The 15,155-nt window shown below is 65.4% G+C and carries 14 protein-coding genes and 1 pseudogene; 9 read left to right on the forward strand and 6 right to left on the reverse strand.

The window, feature by feature from the left end:
• Positions 1-3: 3 nt before the first annotated feature.
• Both ACCD06_RS23245 and ACCD06_RS23250 read left to right on the forward strand, forming a co-directional pair.
• On the forward strand, positions 4-1,215 hold the full coding sequence (locus ACCD06_RS23245; RefSeq protein WP_413343851.1) for a M20 family metallopeptidase: 1,212 nt from the start codon (positions 4-6) through the stop codon (positions 1,213-1,215).
• The gene (locus tag ACCD06_RS23250) at positions 1,212-2,351 is read left to right on the forward strand and encodes a M24 family metallopeptidase (protein ID WP_413343853.1); all 1,140 of its coding nucleotides are present in this window, start codon (positions 1,212-1,214) and stop codon (positions 2,349-2,351) included. Before ACCD06_RS23245 ends, ACCD06_RS23250 begins: the two co-directional genes overlap by 4 nt.
• Positions 2,352-2,427: 76 nt before the next feature.
• Here the strand turns inward: ACCD06_RS23250 and ACCD06_RS23255 are convergent.
• From ACCD06_RS23255 to ACCD06_RS23265, 3 genes and pseudogenes are all read right to left on the reverse strand, one after another.
• A pseudogene (locus ACCD06_RS23255) lies at positions 2,428-2,649 on the reverse strand (DDE-type integrase/transposase/recombinase); the annotation flags it as partial.
• Between the two features lie 469 nt (positions 2,650-3,118).
• A complete protein-coding gene (locus ACCD06_RS23260) occupies positions 3,119-3,661 on the reverse strand; it encodes an AAA family ATPase (RefSeq protein WP_413344085.1) in 543 nt (180 codons plus the stop codon).
• 261 nt (positions 3,662-3,922) lie between these two features.
• Positions 3,923-5,542 carry a winged helix-turn-helix domain-containing tetratricopeptide repeat protein gene (locus tag ACCD06_RS23265; RefSeq protein WP_413343855.1) on the reverse strand — a complete coding sequence of 540 codons (1,620 nt, stop codon included), beginning with the start codon at positions 5,540-5,542 and terminating at the stop codon, positions 3,923-3,925.
• Between the two features lie 250 nt (positions 5,543-5,792).
• On the opposite strand from ACCD06_RS23265, the gene ACCD06_RS23270 reads away from it, so the two are divergent.
• The 5 genes from ACCD06_RS23270 (at position 5,793) to ACCD06_RS23290 (ending at position 10,282) form a co-directional block, all read left to right on the forward strand.
• On the forward strand, positions 5,793-6,545 hold the full coding sequence (locus tag ACCD06_RS23270; RefSeq protein ID WP_413343857.1) for an SDR family oxidoreductase: 753 nt from the start codon (positions 5,793-5,795) through the stop codon (positions 6,543-6,545).
• A gap of 83 nt (positions 6,546-6,628) precedes the next feature.
• Positions 6,629-7,075 carry a carboxymuconolactone decarboxylase family protein gene (locus tag ACCD06_RS23275; protein ID WP_413343859.1) on the forward strand — a complete coding sequence of 149 codons (447 nt, stop codon included), beginning with the start codon at positions 6,629-6,631 and terminating at the stop codon, positions 7,073-7,075.
• 100 nt (positions 7,076-7,175) lie between these two features.
• Complete coding sequence (locus tag ACCD06_RS23280; RefSeq protein ID WP_413343861.1) at positions 7,176-8,288, forward strand: HlyD family secretion protein; 1,113 nt, start codon at positions 7,176-7,178, stop codon at positions 8,286-8,288.
• Positions 8,285-9,898, forward strand: a complete 1,614-nt coding sequence (locus ACCD06_RS23285) for an MFS transporter (protein ID WP_413343863.1) — start codon at positions 8,285-8,287, stop codon at positions 9,896-9,898. Before ACCD06_RS23280 ends, ACCD06_RS23285 begins: the two co-directional genes overlap by 4 nt.
• Positions 9,899-9,970: 72 nt before the next feature.
• Positions 9,971-10,282, forward strand: a complete 312-nt coding sequence (locus ACCD06_RS23290; protein ID WP_413343865.1) for a hypothetical protein — start codon at positions 9,971-9,973, stop codon at positions 10,280-10,282.
• Positions 10,283-10,761: 479 nt separating this feature from the next.
• On the opposite strand, the gene ACCD06_RS23295 is transcribed toward ACCD06_RS23290, so the two are convergent.
• Positions 10,762-11,484 carry an SDR family NAD(P)-dependent oxidoreductase gene (locus ACCD06_RS23295; RefSeq protein WP_413343867.1) on the reverse strand — a complete coding sequence of 241 codons (723 nt, stop codon included), beginning with the start codon at positions 11,482-11,484 and terminating at the stop codon, positions 10,762-10,764.
• Positions 11,485-11,574: 90 nt separating this feature from the next.
• Here ACCD06_RS23295 and ACCD06_RS23300 point away from each other — a divergent pair, with 90 nt between their 5' ends.
• Positions 11,575-11,967 carry a winged helix-turn-helix transcriptional regulator gene (locus ACCD06_RS23300; RefSeq protein WP_413343869.1) on the forward strand — a complete coding sequence of 131 codons (393 nt, stop codon included), beginning with the start codon at positions 11,575-11,577 and terminating at the stop codon, positions 11,965-11,967.
• 233 nt (positions 11,968-12,200) lie between these two features.
• Here ACCD06_RS23300 and ACCD06_RS23305 read toward each other — a convergent pair whose 3' ends face one another.
• Complete coding sequence (locus ACCD06_RS23305) at positions 12,201-12,635, reverse strand: N-acetyltransferase family protein (RefSeq protein ID WP_413343871.1); 435 nt, start codon at positions 12,633-12,635, stop codon at positions 12,201-12,203.
• 372 nt (positions 12,636-13,007) lie between these two features.
• Positions 13,008-13,898 (reverse strand): LysR family transcriptional regulator, encoded by an 891-nt coding sequence (locus tag ACCD06_RS23310; protein ID WP_413343873.1) that lies wholly within the window; start codon positions 13,896-13,898, stop codon positions 13,008-13,010.
• Between the two features lie 142 nt (positions 13,899-14,040).
• Between ACCD06_RS23310 and ACCD06_RS23315 the strand changes: the two genes are divergently transcribed.
• Positions 14,041-15,147 (forward strand): 4-oxalomesaconate tautomerase, encoded by a 1,107-nt coding sequence (locus ACCD06_RS23315; RefSeq protein ID WP_413343875.1) that lies wholly within the window; start codon positions 14,041-14,043, stop codon positions 15,145-15,147.
• Positions 15,148-15,155: the final 8 nt, after the last annotated feature.

Raw genomic sequence — 15,155 nt, forward strand, 5'->3', positions numbered from 1 at the left:
CCCATGGACACAGCAGACATTCTTGCCCGTCTCGATACGGAAGCTGCCCTCGCCTTCCTGTCCCGCATGGTCCAGCACAAGAGCTACAGCCAGACCGAAGGCGAGCGCGAACTGGCCCGCTTCATGGCCTCCTCCATGTCGACCCTTGGTCTTGAGGCGGAGCTGACGCCGGTGCCGGGCGGTCGGGTCAACGCCGTCGGCCGCTGGCGCGGCACCGGTGGCGGCAAGAGCCTGCTGTTCAACGGCCACATCGACACCAACCCGGTGACCGAAGGCTGGACCGTCGATCCTTGGGGCGGAAAGATCGACGACCGCTTCATCTACGGGATCGGCTGCTCCAACATGAAGGCGGGCGACGCCGCCTATTTCTGCGCGGTCAAGACTCTGATGGACGCCGGGGTGAGGCTGCGCGGCGACGTCATCCTGACCTATGTGGTGGGCGAGCTTCAGGGCGGCGTCGGTACGCTGGCGCTGATGGAACAGGGGCTGCGCGCCGATTGCTTCATCAACAGCGAGCCGACCGACCTGCAGGCGATGACGATGCACGCGGCGGCGCTGAGCTTCGTCATCGAATTGGTCGGCGACACCCGCCACCTGTCCAAGCGCGAGGAGGCGGTCGACGCCATCGCCGCCGCCTGCGACCTGATCCCGCGTCTGAACGCCATGGCGCTGTCCGGCGCCAAGTCGCCGGAGCATGCGACCATCAACCGCGTCCATGTTGGCGTCGTCCACGGCGCGCTGGGCAAGGAGTTGCACGAGTGGCGGTCGCCGCAGGTCGCCGACTTCGTGCGGATCAAGGGCTCGGCCCGTTACGCCACCGGCCAGAGCGAGGAGGGAGCGCTGGCCGACCTGCGGCGCGAGCTGGACGCGCTGGAGGCGCGCTTCCCGGGGCTGAAGGCCAGCGTCTTCTCCGAAGACCGCGGCGGCACGCCGACCATGCCGACCTTCGAGGTGGCGAAGGACAGCCGGATCGTGCAGGCGGTGAACCGCGCCTACCACGCAGTGCGCGGCACCGACCAGCCGACCGGTGCCATCACCCCGCCGGGCTTCTACGGCACCGACGCCGGCCACCTGCAGCATGCCGGAGGCATGGAGGGCGTCGTCTGCGGTCCCGGCGGACGCTACAACACCATGCCGGATGAGCGGGTCGACATCGACGACTACCTCGACATGATCCGCGTCTACATGCTGACCATCCTGGAGATTTGCGGATGACCGACGGCACGGCTGGCCGCTTCGCGCCGCGGTTGGCCCGGCTGCGCGACGCCATGGCGGCGCAGGATTGCGACGCGTTCCTGTCCGACCATGCCGAGTTGATCGCCTGGATCAGCGGCTACACCGTGTCGGAGACGCTCTACCGCGCCGTCATTGTGCCGAAGACAGACAATCCCTGCTTCGTCCTTCGCTCGATCGACGCCGGTCCCTGCCGGTCCGGGGCTTGGTTCAGTGACGTGGTGACCTTCGACGACCATGAGGAACCGCATGGCGCAGTGGCGGACGCGCTCACCGCGCGCGGACTTGCCGACGGGAGGATCGGCGTCGATCCCATGTCCTACGGTCATACGGTCGCCACCGCGCGTCGCCTTGCCGAACTGCTCCCCAATGCCCGCTTTGTCCTGATGCCCGGGCTGAGCGACGGCTTGCGCGCCTGCAAGTTCGCTGACGAGATCGACGCCATTGCAACGGCGGCGAAGATCGCAGACCGGTGCATGCTCGGTCTGGAAGGACAGGTGCGTCCCGGCCAGACGGTGCGGGACGTGGCCGCAATGGCTGCCGCGGCACAGCTCCGGCTCGGCGCGGACGATGGCGGACCGGGACCGATCCTGGTGTCGGGCGGCCATGGAGCGGGTGGCCACGTCGATTTCCTGCATGGCAGCGGCCTCGACCGGACGTTGATGCCGGGCGATATCCTGCATGCCGAGCTGACGCCGAGAGTCGGGAACTACGGGGCCAGGCTGATGCGGCCGGTATTCGTCGGAGACCCGCCAGCTGAGGCGCTGGAGACCTTCCACCGTTTGGTGGCGTTTCAGGACCGGCAGATCGCCGCCATGTGGCCGGGCGGTACGGCCCGCGACGTCGATGAACTGTTGCGGACAGCAGTGCTAGCCGCCGGATTGCGGGCCGAGTACGGCAACGTGACTGGCTATGCCATGGGCCTCTACGCCCGCACGCCGCGCCCAAGCGACTTCTCGCAGTCCTTTCATCCCGCCGCCGACTTCATTCTGGAACCGGGTCAGGTGTTCCACATGTACGCGTCGGCGCGCGGCGTCGCCGTGAGCGAGATCGTTCTCGTGACCGAAGCCGCGCCGCGCCTGCTGACGAACTGCCCGCGTCAGCCTATACAAGGTTGAGAGTTCCGTCGGTATTCGCGCCAGCTTGATCACCGCTGCGGGGGGCTTTGTCACAGAAACTGAGCCTGCAAGTAGAACTTGCAAAGCGGGCGGTCAGACCAAGTTGACGGAAGGCGGCCCCGTATGGACGGAGCTTGTCGGTAGTGACCTGGGTGGGCGCGAAACCGTGCTTCTTCAGCAGCTTACGCATCAGCTTGCAGACTGCGGCCTTATCGCGCCGGTGCTGGACGAGCACCTCCAACACCTCGCCTTCCTCATCGACAGCCCGCCGCACGTACATCAGGTTTCCGCTGACTGCCGACACAATTCAGCCTCCACGCCATCGCCAATGCGTTCGGCATCGGCCGCGCGGGCAAGCCACTGAGACTGTTTCTGAAGCGCTGATCCGTTCACACGGGCGGGTGATGGTCGAACCCCGGTCGACATGGCCGTGGTGGGACGGGACTTGCTGCAATTCTGTCGCGGCACTGGTACGTAGGACCTGGGGGGTGGCATGGGGCCTACCAACTTTCTTGAATAGAGTGGAGGGTCATCCTTTGACCTGACAGAGTTTACGCCGCGCAAGGCTACGATGCGCGGAAATATTCCGACGCGGCAGTGATGCTAATGTCTGCCGACGCGCGGACGGACGCGGGTGGGCGCGGCCGACCGGCCGGGCCGGTGGTAGCAGTCTGGTCGGCACCGTCAGCGCCGGCGAGGTGGCCATACCGACCCGTTCGCGACAGCGGCCGTACCGATCCAGCCGCTCCTTTCCGCATCGCCTGCCGTCAGGTGGAGACCACCTGTCGGCCTATCGATTCAACTATGAAACGAACGCGCTCCTCGACCGGCTTGCGCGGAAGCTCGACCAGTTGGTAGCCATACTCAGTATAAGTCGCCACCATCGCGTTATAAGTCCTTTCGGCCTCATCGAGCGTCTGTTTGCGCTCCTGATCCTGCTCAAAGATCTCGGGCGATGGAGGTGCGATGAAGACGCGTTTGTTATATCGGCATAGTTTGATCGCCTTCACGAGATTGAGCGGCACCGACAGATCGAGCATCCGCAGATACCCGACGATGTCCGGTAGCCCGCGATCGAAGAATACCGGGCCGGCTTGGTCCTGCGCCTGACGGTAAGAGCGCATCTCCCAAGACAGCATTAGTTCAGCAAAGGCGATCGGATCGCACCATGGTAGGGCGCGCCCACCGATAGCGACCTGATCCTGAATGATGCCGCGGCCAGCCTCCCAGGACCGAGCATAACCAGCTCGCTGAAGTGCATTGATCAGTGTGGTCTTGCCCGAGCCAGGGCCGCCGGTCAGAACCGGCAGACGCTCGACTTATCCGCTGACCTTGGAGTTCATGACGACGACGCCTCCTTTTCGCGACATCCTTTCAGCGGGAGGATCCTGCAGCGCGTATGCCCGCATGCGTGCAAAATCTGATCCTCAACGGCATGTCGGCGAGGTGATCCCCGAGGGCGGCGCGGTCGACGCCGGGGTGTGCAGGACCTGGAGGACGCAGCGGCCAGCCGGAAGCGGCGGCTTGTGACGCAAAGCTGCATCTGTCGAGGTTTCAGACAGGGGCCGAGTTCACTCGGGCAACCCAGCCAGTCTCAGCCCCTCCGCAAACCGCGTGAGATCCTCGGGACGGTGGATCGGCAGCCACTCTTTAAGAATGGAGACGCGCAAGGACGGGTCGAGCGCGCGCAGCCCCCGCATCGCCTGCCGCGCCTCCTCCATCCGCCCGGCGAGCGCGTGGCTCGCCGCCGTCAGGGCGATGGCGACCAGGAGGCCGGGCAGGTTCCCCAACGCCTTGTCTGCCCAGGCCGCAGCACAATCGTAGCGCCCGGCGAAGAAATGCGCGAGCGCCGTTCCCGCCTGCATCCGGAACATCTCCGGATCCAGCGGGCTCAGGCGGACGGCATGGGCGAAATGCTCGCCCGCGCTTTCCGTTTCACCGCGGAAGGCGCGCAGGTAGCCACCGAGGAACCTGGCCGGGGCGAAATTGGGGTTAAGCAGCACGGCCCGGTCGATGAGCGCGATGCCGCCATCGAGATCGCCGGCAAAGTGACCGAGCGCATGCCCGGCTCTCGTCAGGGCGACCGCGTCGTCGCGGCCGAACTCCACCGCCAGCCGCGCCAGCCGCACCCCCTCAGCGATCTCCCGGGGCCGGTCGGTCATCCAACCGTTCACCTTGCGCCAGAGATGGCACCAAGCCGACGCGCCATAGGCCGACGCAAATTCCGGGTCGAGTTCGGTCGCCTTGTGGAACAGGGGCAGCGCCGCATCGATCGCCTCGCGGGTTCCGCTGTGCAGCTTCGCCATGCCGCGGAGATAGTAATCGTAGGCGTCTAGGCTTTCCGTCGGCTTGCGCTTGGCGCGCTCGATCTCCGCCCGCTCGAGCTGCGGCGAGATCGCGCCGACGACGCTTTCGGCGATCCGGTCCTGCAGTTCGAAAAGGTCGTCGAGCATGCCCTCGAAACGCTCCGCCCAGAGATGCGTCCCGCTCGTCGCGTCGATGAGCTGCCCGGTGATGCGCACCCTGTTCCCGGCCTTGCGGACGCTGCCTTCGAGCACGTAGCGGACGCCCAGCTCGCGGCCGACCTCCGTCACATCCACCGCCCGGCCCTTGTAGGCAAAGCTCGAGTTGCGCGCGATGACGAATAGCCAGCGGATGCGCGACAGGGCGGCGATGATGTCCTCCACCACCCCGTCGGCGAAATAGTCCTGCTCGGGGTCGCCGCTCAGGTTCTGGAAAGGCAGCACGGTGATCGAGGGCTTGCCCGGCAGGGCCGGCCCGGACGGTGTCTCCCTGCCTTCGCCGGACGCGTGGCTGGCGATTTCCGATCCGCCGGGCTGCCGTGTCTCCCCGGTCGCACCGCCTTCGATCGCACCACCTTCGATCGCACCGACGAAGCGGAATCCCTTGCGGGGGACCGTGCGGACCAGGCGCTGCTCATCGCCGCTGTCGCCGATGGCCTTGCGGACTGCGTTGATGTGGCTGGTGATGGTCGATTCCGAGACGATCCGTCCGTTCCACACCGCCTCCAGCAGGTCGTCCTTGCTGACGACGCGGTCGTGGTTGCGGACGAGATGCAGCAGCAGGTCGAAGACCTGCGGGCCGACGCCCACGACCTGTCCGCGCAGGGTCAGTTCCCGGCGTTCCTGATCGAGCACACACTCTCCGAACGTGAACCGCAAGGTCACCATCTCCCCGGGGCCGATCCCCCTCGGCTCCCTGTCCGGGGCGACGGGTGAACGGTACGTGCCAGTGATAGCACAGTGGCGCATTGCCGGCTGCACCGTTCGCGTCAAGGCGCGCCTCATGGCTTCCTTGGACGGAAAAGCAAGCGTTCTTGAAGGGCAATCCAAGCCCGCCGCAAGGACTTCCTCGGTAAGCCCAGGCACTCTCCGTCCCATCGGCGGCGCTGGTTCGCGCCGAGAACCGCGGAGAGACCCCATGAAGATCGTCGTCATCGGAGGTACCGGCCTCATCGGATCGAAGCTGGTGAAGACGCTGCGCGAACGCGGCCACGATGCGCTCGCAGCCTCCCCGAAGACGGGGGTGGACACCATCACCCGCGAGGGTCTGGCCCAGGCGATTGACGGAGCCGCTATCGTCGTCGACGTGGCGAACGCGCCGGTGTGGGAGGACAAGGCCGTTCTCGACTTCTTCGAGGCCTCGGGCCGCAACCTGCTCGCCGCCGAAGCGGCCGCCGGCGTCCGCCACCACGTCGCCCTCTCGATCGTCGGCAGCGAACGGCTTCCCGACAACGGCTATTTCCGGGCGAAGGTCGCCCAGGAAAGCCTCATCAAGGCGTCCGGCATTCCCCACACCATCCTGCGCGCCACGCAGTTCTTCGAATTCGTCGGCGGGATCGCGCAGTCGGCCACCGTCGGCGAGGAAATCCGCCTGTCGCCGGCGCTGATCCAGCCGATCGCCTCCGACGACGTGGTGGCGGCGCTCGTCGACGTCACCCTCGCGCCGCCGGTTGGCGGCACGCTCGAAGTCGCCGGTCCGGAGGCGATTCCGCTCGACGAGCTGGTCCGGCGCTTCCTGCTGGCGACAAAGGACACGCGCAAGGTCGTGCCGGACATCCACGCGCGCTACTTCGGCGACGTTCTCAACGATCAATCGCTGACCCCCGGCCAGAACCCCCGCCTCGGCGCCATCCGGTTCGAGGACTGGCTCGGCCGGCAAACCGCGCGCTGAAGGACTTCGAAGACACCCCTGCGGCGGCCATGGGCCGGCGAAGCGGGCACCGCAATCGATCATATCCAGGAAAGGAAAAGGACATGGCACGCTTGGCTTGGCACGAGGTCGCGCCCGACGGCGCGAAGGCTCTGTTCGGCGTTCATCACTACGTCACGAAGAGCACCAACCTGCCCGAGGAACTGATCCATCTGGTGTTCCTCAGGGTCTCGCAGATCAACGGCTGCGCCCACTGCATCGATCTGCACAGCCGCGACCTCCGCAAGACGATGTCGATCGACAAGGTCACACTGGTGCCGGTGTGGGAGGAGGTCCCGCATTTGTTCTCCGATACGGAGCGCGCGGCCCTGGCTTGGGCCGAGGAGGTGACCCGCGTCAGCGAAACCCACGCGTCGGACGCCGCCTATGCGGCGGCATCGGCGGCGTTCGAGCCGAAGGATCTGGTCGATCTCACCATCGCCATCGCCGCGATGAACGCCTTCAACCGGCTGGGTGCCCCCTTCCGTCTCTCGGTGGCCGCCAAGGCTTGAGCCGATGCGGAGGGGAGCGGCGGCGAGCGGCGGCCGCTCCCCTCCGGCGACACCCCGACGTGGCGGTGGCGGCCGGTCACACCTAACAGGGAATGAGGGAATGGATAGGATCGAGGGGAGGGAGGCCGCCGTCGCCGACGCAAGCGTCACCGGCGAACATTCCGCGGTCGGCGCCGCCGCTGCGCGCACCGGCACAAGAAGGACGGCCGGCGTACTGCTATGCCTCGGCGCCGTGCTGGCTGCGGCGGGGGGATGGCTCTGGGCCGGTTCGACCGGCGGAACGGCGACCGACAATGCCTATATCCGCGGCGACGTGACCTCGCTCGCCCCCAAGGTTGCCGGCTATGTCACGACCGTCGAGGTCGAGGACAACCAGACCGTCGGGATCGGCGACGTCCTGTTCCGGATCGATGACCGCGATTACCGCGCGCGGCTTGCCCAGGCGGTGGCCAACTTTGACGCCGCCCGGGCCCGGCTTGCCGACGTCGATGCGGTGACCCGGCTTCAGCACGTCCTGATCCGGCAGGCCGAAGCCCAGAGACGGTCGGCCATGGCCGAGATGACTCTCGCGGCCAAGGCCTACGACCGCCGCCGCGAACTGATCCGCGGCAACGCCGTCAGCCAAGCCAACCTCGATGAAAGCGACGCGGCGCGCTTGAAAGCCGAGGCGGGCGTGTCGGCCGCCTCGGCGGCGGTCGAGGCCCAGCAGCAGCGCCTCGCCGTGCTTGCGGCGCAGCGCGACGCCGTCGCCGCCGCCGTGGCGCAGGCCGAGGCCGCGTGCGACCTCGCCCGGATCGATCTCAACAGCACCGTGGTGCGCGCGCCGGTCGGCGGCGTCATCGGCAACCGCCAGGTCCGCGTCGGCCGCCTCGTCGCGCCGGGCGCCTCCCTGCTCGACATCGTTCCGGTCGACGACGTGTGGGTGGTGGCGAACTACAAGGAAACCCAGCTCGAACACATCCGGCCCGGCCAGCGCGCCCGCATCACCGTCGACGGTTATCCGGATGGGACGCTCGACGGCGTGGTCGACAGCCTCGCGCCCGGCAGCGGGTCCGCCTTCAGCCTGCTGCCCGCGGACAACGCGACGGGGAACTTCGTTCGCGTCGTCCAGCGTGTGCCGGTGAAGATCCGACTCGTCGGCGACCGGCTGCTTGGCCGCCTCCTGCCTGGCCTGTCGGCGCGCGTCGAGATCGTCCGAGGAGACGACCGATGACCGGCGCCTCCACCGCCACGCCGGTCCGCGACGGGGCTGCGGCCGAGATCCTCCTCGTCGCCGGCATCCTGCTGGCCACACTGACGGAGGCGGTCGCCGGCACCGTCCTGTCGCTCGGGCGCGGCGACATCATGGGCGATACGTATGCGACCCCCGACGAGTTCGCCTGGCTGGACATTGGATACACCACGCTCAAGCTCATCGGCTTCATGGCCGCCCCCTGGCTGATGACCCGCGTCCCCCCGCGCGGCATGGTCGTTAACTCGACCCTGGTCATGGGCATGGCGTGCGGCATCGCCGCCCTGACCGATCAGCTGGACCTGCTGGTCGCTCTTCGCACCATCCAGGGCTTCGCCGGCGGCACCCTGCTCGTCGGGGGACAGGCGATCCTTTTTCTGGCTTGCCCCCGGTCCCGTCAACCGGTCCTTCAAGCCGCGTTCGCCATGGGAGCCGTCGTCGCTCCCGCGACCGTCGCACCCGCTTTCCTGGGGTGGCTGCTCGACAGCCAATCCTGGAGCTCGATCTTCTTCAGCGTCGTTCCGCTGGCCCTGGCGGCCGCGGGACTTCTGCTGATCGCCAACGGGCCGATGCCCGCCGCGGCCCCGCCCCGTCCCTTTGATGGGGTCGGCTTCGCCCTGATCGCCGTCACGTTCTTCTGCGTCACCTGCGTCCTCAGTCAGGGCAGCCGGTGGGACTGGTTCGAGGAGCCCCGCATCCTGTGGCTGACCGTGACCGGCGCAGCCGCTCTGCCGGTCTTTCTGGCCCAGCAAGCCGCGATGAAGGGCCGGGGGCTGCTCGACGTCTCCACCTTCTCATCGGACGCCTTTTTCTTCGCCTTCATCGTCAGCTTCGTCGCCGGAGCCGCCCTGTTCGGAAGCGCGTTCCTGATTCCGTCTTTCGCCCTGTCCGTCCTCGCCTTCACCCCCATCGAGGCCGGTCTGCTCCTGTTGCCGAGCGGCGCGCTTTTCATCGGCTCGCTTCTGATGGCCGCCTTTCTGATTCAGGTGCGCCGCGTCTCCCCGTTCGCGACGGTGCCCTTAGGCATCCTGGCGATCATGGCCGCCATGTGGATGCTGTCCGGCTCGACCGCCGAGAGCGGCGCCGGCGATATGATGGCGACGATCCTGCTGCGCGGCCTAGGTCTTGGCTTGCTGTTCCTGTCGATCACCCTGATCGCTTTTGACACCCTCGACCGCCGGTCTCTTGCGGCCGGAATCGGCCTCTTCAACATGGGGCGCCAGCTTGGCGGCCTGATGGGAGTCGCGGCGCTCCAGACCCTGATCGACCATGACATCGCCGCCAACGCCGCGGTCCTCGGCGCCCACGTCACCGCGGGAGGCTCCCTTCTCATCGAGCGGCTGACGACCACCGCAGCCGCGCTGACGGCGAAGGGGCTGGAGGCGGCGGCGGCGAACCGGGTCGCGACGAGCCTTCTGGGCCGATCGGTGACGGGTCAGTCCACGGTGATCGCCTTCGACACGGCGTTCAACGCCGTCGCCCTGCTCTTCGTCATCGCCGCTCCCGTGCTGATCGGTATCAAGATCGGCCTCTCCCGTCGCAGGATGGGGCGCGCGGCGCGTTATCGCCGGGCCGGCAGTGAAGCCCGATAGCCGAGGCAGGCGCCGGCTGACAGGCTGATTGACCGAGGTGCCGCCAACGGCGCCCAGCCCGTCAACCTGAGCATGATGCTCATTCTGATGACGCCTCCCTTTCGCGACATTGTTTCCGGTGTCGACTCTAAGGTCCTCATGAGCGGAATTTCTGCTCGCCGTCTCGATTCGGCGCCGTCAATGGCCATGCGCCATGTACTGAAGGATTCGGCTGGCGGGCTAGCCGGCATTGATGCCCTGATCGACCGGCCGAGCCAGTTCGCAGGACGCCGTTCCCCCGAAACTGACCCGATGTCCCACACCAATGCTCAACCTGGGCCAGCTGATCCTGCGGCGAAACGCCTGATGCAGGCGTCGAACGACGCCGTAGTCACCTCATGGTAGACTTCCGTTCCTACCCGACGGACGACGGAAATTTCCCGACGATCGCCAAGATCAGCGATTTCGGCTGTAAATCCACCTGCTATAGCAACCGCAACGCTCAACAAGGCACCCACTTCAAAGGCCCCCCTGGACAAGATGCCGCAGGGTGGTACGGCCGAGTTAATGGCTGGTGAACATACCTTGGTATGCCACTGCCCACCTACAAATAGCCCAGTTTGTTGGTCCATCCATCATCAGCGGTGACGAGGTGGCCATACCGCCCTTTTCGCGACACCCTCAAGCGTCCGCTTCTGACCCGAAGCGGACGGTTCACGACAGGTGGATGGGTTCGTCGAGAACAGAGGCGCTAACATGATCGCACTCGGTGTTCCGTGACTTTTTTCGACGTTGAACGGCTTCAATTTAAAGTCAGCCTGTCATTGAGCGCGTGTTGCTGTACCCGACCTATTCGAGATCGGGTACACCTTTTCAAAAGACCCTTAGACCTGCCGCAAGCCACCGTCGACGCACAGTTCAGCACCGGCGATATAGCTTGCGTCATCGCTCAATAAGAACAAGGCGGCCGCAGCCACTTCTGAAGGCCGTGCCAAACGACCCATCGGAATCGGAGCGACAATTGCCGCGCGAGTGTCTTCCGCAACAGCAGCCATCATCTCCGTATCCGTGGGGCCGGGTGCAACGACGTTGACCCGAATACCTTTTGCTGCGAGTTCTGCCGTCCAAGTTCTGGCGTAGGATCGAACGGCCGCTTTGGTTGCGCAGTAGGTTCCATAACCCGAGTAGCCGGCGCTCCCGGCTATGGACCCGACGAGGACGACCGAGCTGCCTTCTGTCATTGCGGGGAGCGCTGCCTGTAGGCCGAACACCATCCCTCGGACGTTGACGCCAAAGTGGCGGTCGAAGTGGTCCGGAGTTATTTCGGCGATCTGCGAAGGCTCGGAAAGACCTGCATTCAGAACGAGCGCGTCAATACGACCGCATGCTTTTCGAACTTTCTCAACAGCCTCCACCAAATCTTCCGGAGAGCTTGCATCAGCGGTAATGCCGACCGTGCCATTGCCGATGCCTCTGGCTGCCTTTTCAGCATCTTCACCTCTACGACTGGTGATGAAGACATTTGCCCCTTCGGCAGAAAGCCGCTCAGCAATCGCTAGGCCGATACCCTTTGCGCCACCGACGACCAAAGCCACTTTGTCATTCATTCGAGCCATCGTAAGTCCTTCCACTGAATGGTCTCGACATGATATGCGCTGTATACCTGATATCAATTACGCACCTGGAATAGCCTAGATATGGACCAGTATACCGACCTGGAGGCACTTTCTCATCGCGCGCTTTGCGACATGGCGCAGGTTCGTCCGGTGCTCGACAAGATCGCTGACAAATGGACGATCCTGATACTGACAGTGATCTGTCCGAAACCTGCGCGGTTCAACGAACTCAAGCGGCGTCTCGATGGGATCACCCACAAGGCTCTGGCCGATGCTTTGAAGAGGCTTGAGCGGAACGGCCTTGTGACGAGAACCGTACTCCCAACGCAACCGATTGGCGTGGAATATGCAATCACTCCACTAGGCCATTCACTGCGGGAGCCGTTTGAAGCGTTGTGCTTGTGGGCAAAGGCCAACGGCGACAAGATCGAGGCAGCCACGCTGAGCTATGACAACACGGCAAATTGTCGTTGACGGCGTCCCTGTGTCCGCTCCTGGCGCTTTGCGGACGTTCGGAGGTGATCGAGGGGCGTCCTTTCACCTGACCGGCGTCGGTCGATGCCAACCAGCCTGATCCGCCGGGCTGCGCCAACTGGCGGGCTGATTGACCATGGTGACGCCGGCGGTGCCTCCCTTTCGCTACAGCACCCAGGCGATCGTGACCGCCATTGTCGCCCAGATCATACTGGACCGAAACACTGCCTCGCCTAGCGGCTCAGGAACTTCACCATCAGGAGTTCATTGATGTAGATGCCGTTGACCATCAGCGCCCTCGGCTCGGTCCCGTACGGCTGAAACCCAAAGCGCCGGTAGAGGTTGATGGCACGTTCGTTGGCGGCGGCGACGGAGAGGTGGATCTGCTCGACCCGTGTTCCGGCATGGTCGAGAACGGCGTCCATCACCGCTTCAGCAAGGCCGCTGCCTCGCCGGCATTCCCGGACATAGACGCCCCAGAGCATGCCTTTGTGCATCTGCTTAACCGTCCTAGGAATGGATAGGCCGGCCATCGCGTCGAGCTGGTTGTCGACAAACCCACCGGCGATGTAGCCGCCCGTGGTCCATGCCGCGAACGTATCGACGGAACGGGCACTCTCCTCGGCATGGCTCGATCCGAATGCCTCGATGCGACTCCAGGGCTTCAAGACGGAGCATCCGCAAGGCCTCGGCATCGTCTGGCACGAGTTGTCTCACCAAAGCCATCCGTCATGGTCCCTTTCGCGACATCGGTTCTCAGCGGCTGATTTTACGCCGCGCCGTCGGCGCCGGACAGTGGGCACCAAGCGCAGGGCCTCGACATCGACGTGCTGGCGGCCGCGGTGGAGATCGAGGAGCCGGCCGGGCTGGTGCTGGCCAGCTGATCGCCGCCGGCATGCAAGCGAGGTGGCTATGCCGCCCCTTTCCCGACACCCTCAAGCGTCTGGTTCTGACCCGAAGCGGAAGTTGGACTGGAACCGCATTGCGCCAGCAGCCGTCCTTCGACGGCTTTCAACGCGACGCGGCATTGCATAAGAGCATCAGGCTTTCCAGGAACCGAGCAGCACCCCCAGAAAGCGCGCCGCCATTGGGGAGAGGATGGCGCCGTGTCGTTGGACGACGCCGATCGTCCGAGAAATCTTCGGGTGGCTCAGCGGGATGGTCCGGATGATGGGGTGGCCAGAGGCTGGGGTGGCGAGCTTGGGAAGCACCGCGACGCCAAGGCCCGCCTCAACCAGTCCAAGCGAACTGGCTAGATGCGTGATCTCGTAGGACCAGTTCAGTTTCAGACCGTGCTGCGCTAGGGCGTTGTCGATCAGCGCCCGGTTGCCGCTGGTCCGGCCCACGGTAATGACCCGATGGGCGGCCAATTCCTCCCAGTTCACAACTTTTTGCAATGCCAGCGGATGATCGTGCCGGCAGGCAACGACGAACGGGTCCTCGGCCAGCGGCGTGAACTCGATGTCCGGGTGTGACGTGCCAATGAAGTTTATGCCGAAATCGGCCTCGCCACGGGCCACCGCCTCCAACCCCTCGTTGGCGCCGAGGTCCAGGATGCGGATGCGGATGCGCGGGAACGCGACGCTGAAGCGGCTGATCGCGTTCGGCAAGAAGTAGAACACCGCCGTCGGAACGGACGCGATGGTGATCTGCCCGCCGCTCCGGACGCCCAGATCGCTGATCCCCAGCAGCGATGACTCGAATTCGTCCAGGAAGCGCCGAACCTTGGGCATGAAGTCGCGTCCCACCATGGTGAGCGCGACATGGCGCGTCGAGCGCTCGAACAGGGCGACGCCCAGCGTATCCTCCAGCTTCTGGATGCGGCGGCTGAGAGCGGGCTGCGAGAGGTTCAGCAACTCGGCAGCGCGATTGAAGCTGCCCAGTTCGGCCACCGCCACGAACGCCTTCAGGTCCACCAGTTCGAAATTCATGCCGAACTCCGCCCGCACCTGGATTGATGTGTAGAATGGAATAATACCGCGAATCAATGCATTTCACAAATATCGTTCACAGTCTGAATATCGGTGCATCGGCTTTCTTCGCTGCCGGCGAAATCAAGAGAAACCAAGCGCCATGACCAATCTGATGAACCGCCAGATCGGCATTCCCTGCGTGATGATGCGCGGCGGGACCTCCCGCGGACCCTTCTTCCTCGCATCCGATCTTCCCGCCCTTCCGGCGGAGCGTGATGCTCTCCTGCTCTCGGTGATGGGAGCGGGGAACGATCTCGGGATCGACGGCATCGGTGGTGGCAATCCGCTAACCAGCAAGGTCGCGATCGTTGGTCCCGCCACCAGGGCCGGTGCGGATGTGGATTACCTGTTCGCCCAGGTGCGGGTGCAGGAAGGCGTGGTCGACACCTCGCCCAACTGCGGCAACATGCTGGCCGCCGTTGGCCCCTTCGCCATCGAGTCCGGGCTGGTTCAAACGACGGACGGCGTCACGGTGGTGCGCATCCACAACGTCAACACCGGCAAGCTGATCGAGGCGTGTGTCCAGACACCCGGCGGCCAAGTCGTCTATGAGGGCGAGGCCATGATCGACGGCGTGCCCGGCACCGCCGCTCCCATCCACCTCGCCTTTCTGGATGCTGCCGGCGCCAACACCGGCCGGCTGCTGCCCACCGGTGTGCCGGCCGACCTGATTGACGGTATTGAGGTCTCCTGCATCGACGCGGCCATCCCGGTGATGCTGGTCCATGCCGCCGACCTCGGCAAGACCGGCTATGAACCTGCCGACAGCTACCGGGCCGATCGGAAGTTCATGACCCGGCTGGAGGCGCTGCGCGTTGAAGCCGGCCGCCGCATGGGGTTCCCCAATACGGCTGGGCTGGTGATCCCCAAGCCCGTCCTGCTGGCCCCGCCGGCGCGCGGCGGCACGCTGACCGTTCGCTATTTCATGCCGCACGACTGCCACCGGGCGATGGCCATCACCGGCGCCGTCGCCACCGCCACAGCCTGCACCATTCCCGGAACCGTGGCCGCCGCATTGGGTGGGCTGCTTGCCATGCCCGGCGACGTCACTTTCGAACATCCTGCCGGGCGGCTGACCGTCCGCCTTGAAGCGGGTGTCGGCCGAGCTGCCCCCGTAGCCGGCATCCTGCGCACCGCGCGGCGCCTGTTCGAGGGAACCGTGTTCGCACGGCCCTCGACCCCGCCGCGGGCCGCCATGGCGGCCTGATCCCACAG

This window comes from Azospirillum sp. CT11-132 (assembly GCF_047302835.1).
GTDB lineage: Bacteria > Pseudomonadota > Alphaproteobacteria > Azospirillales > Azospirillaceae > Azospirillum.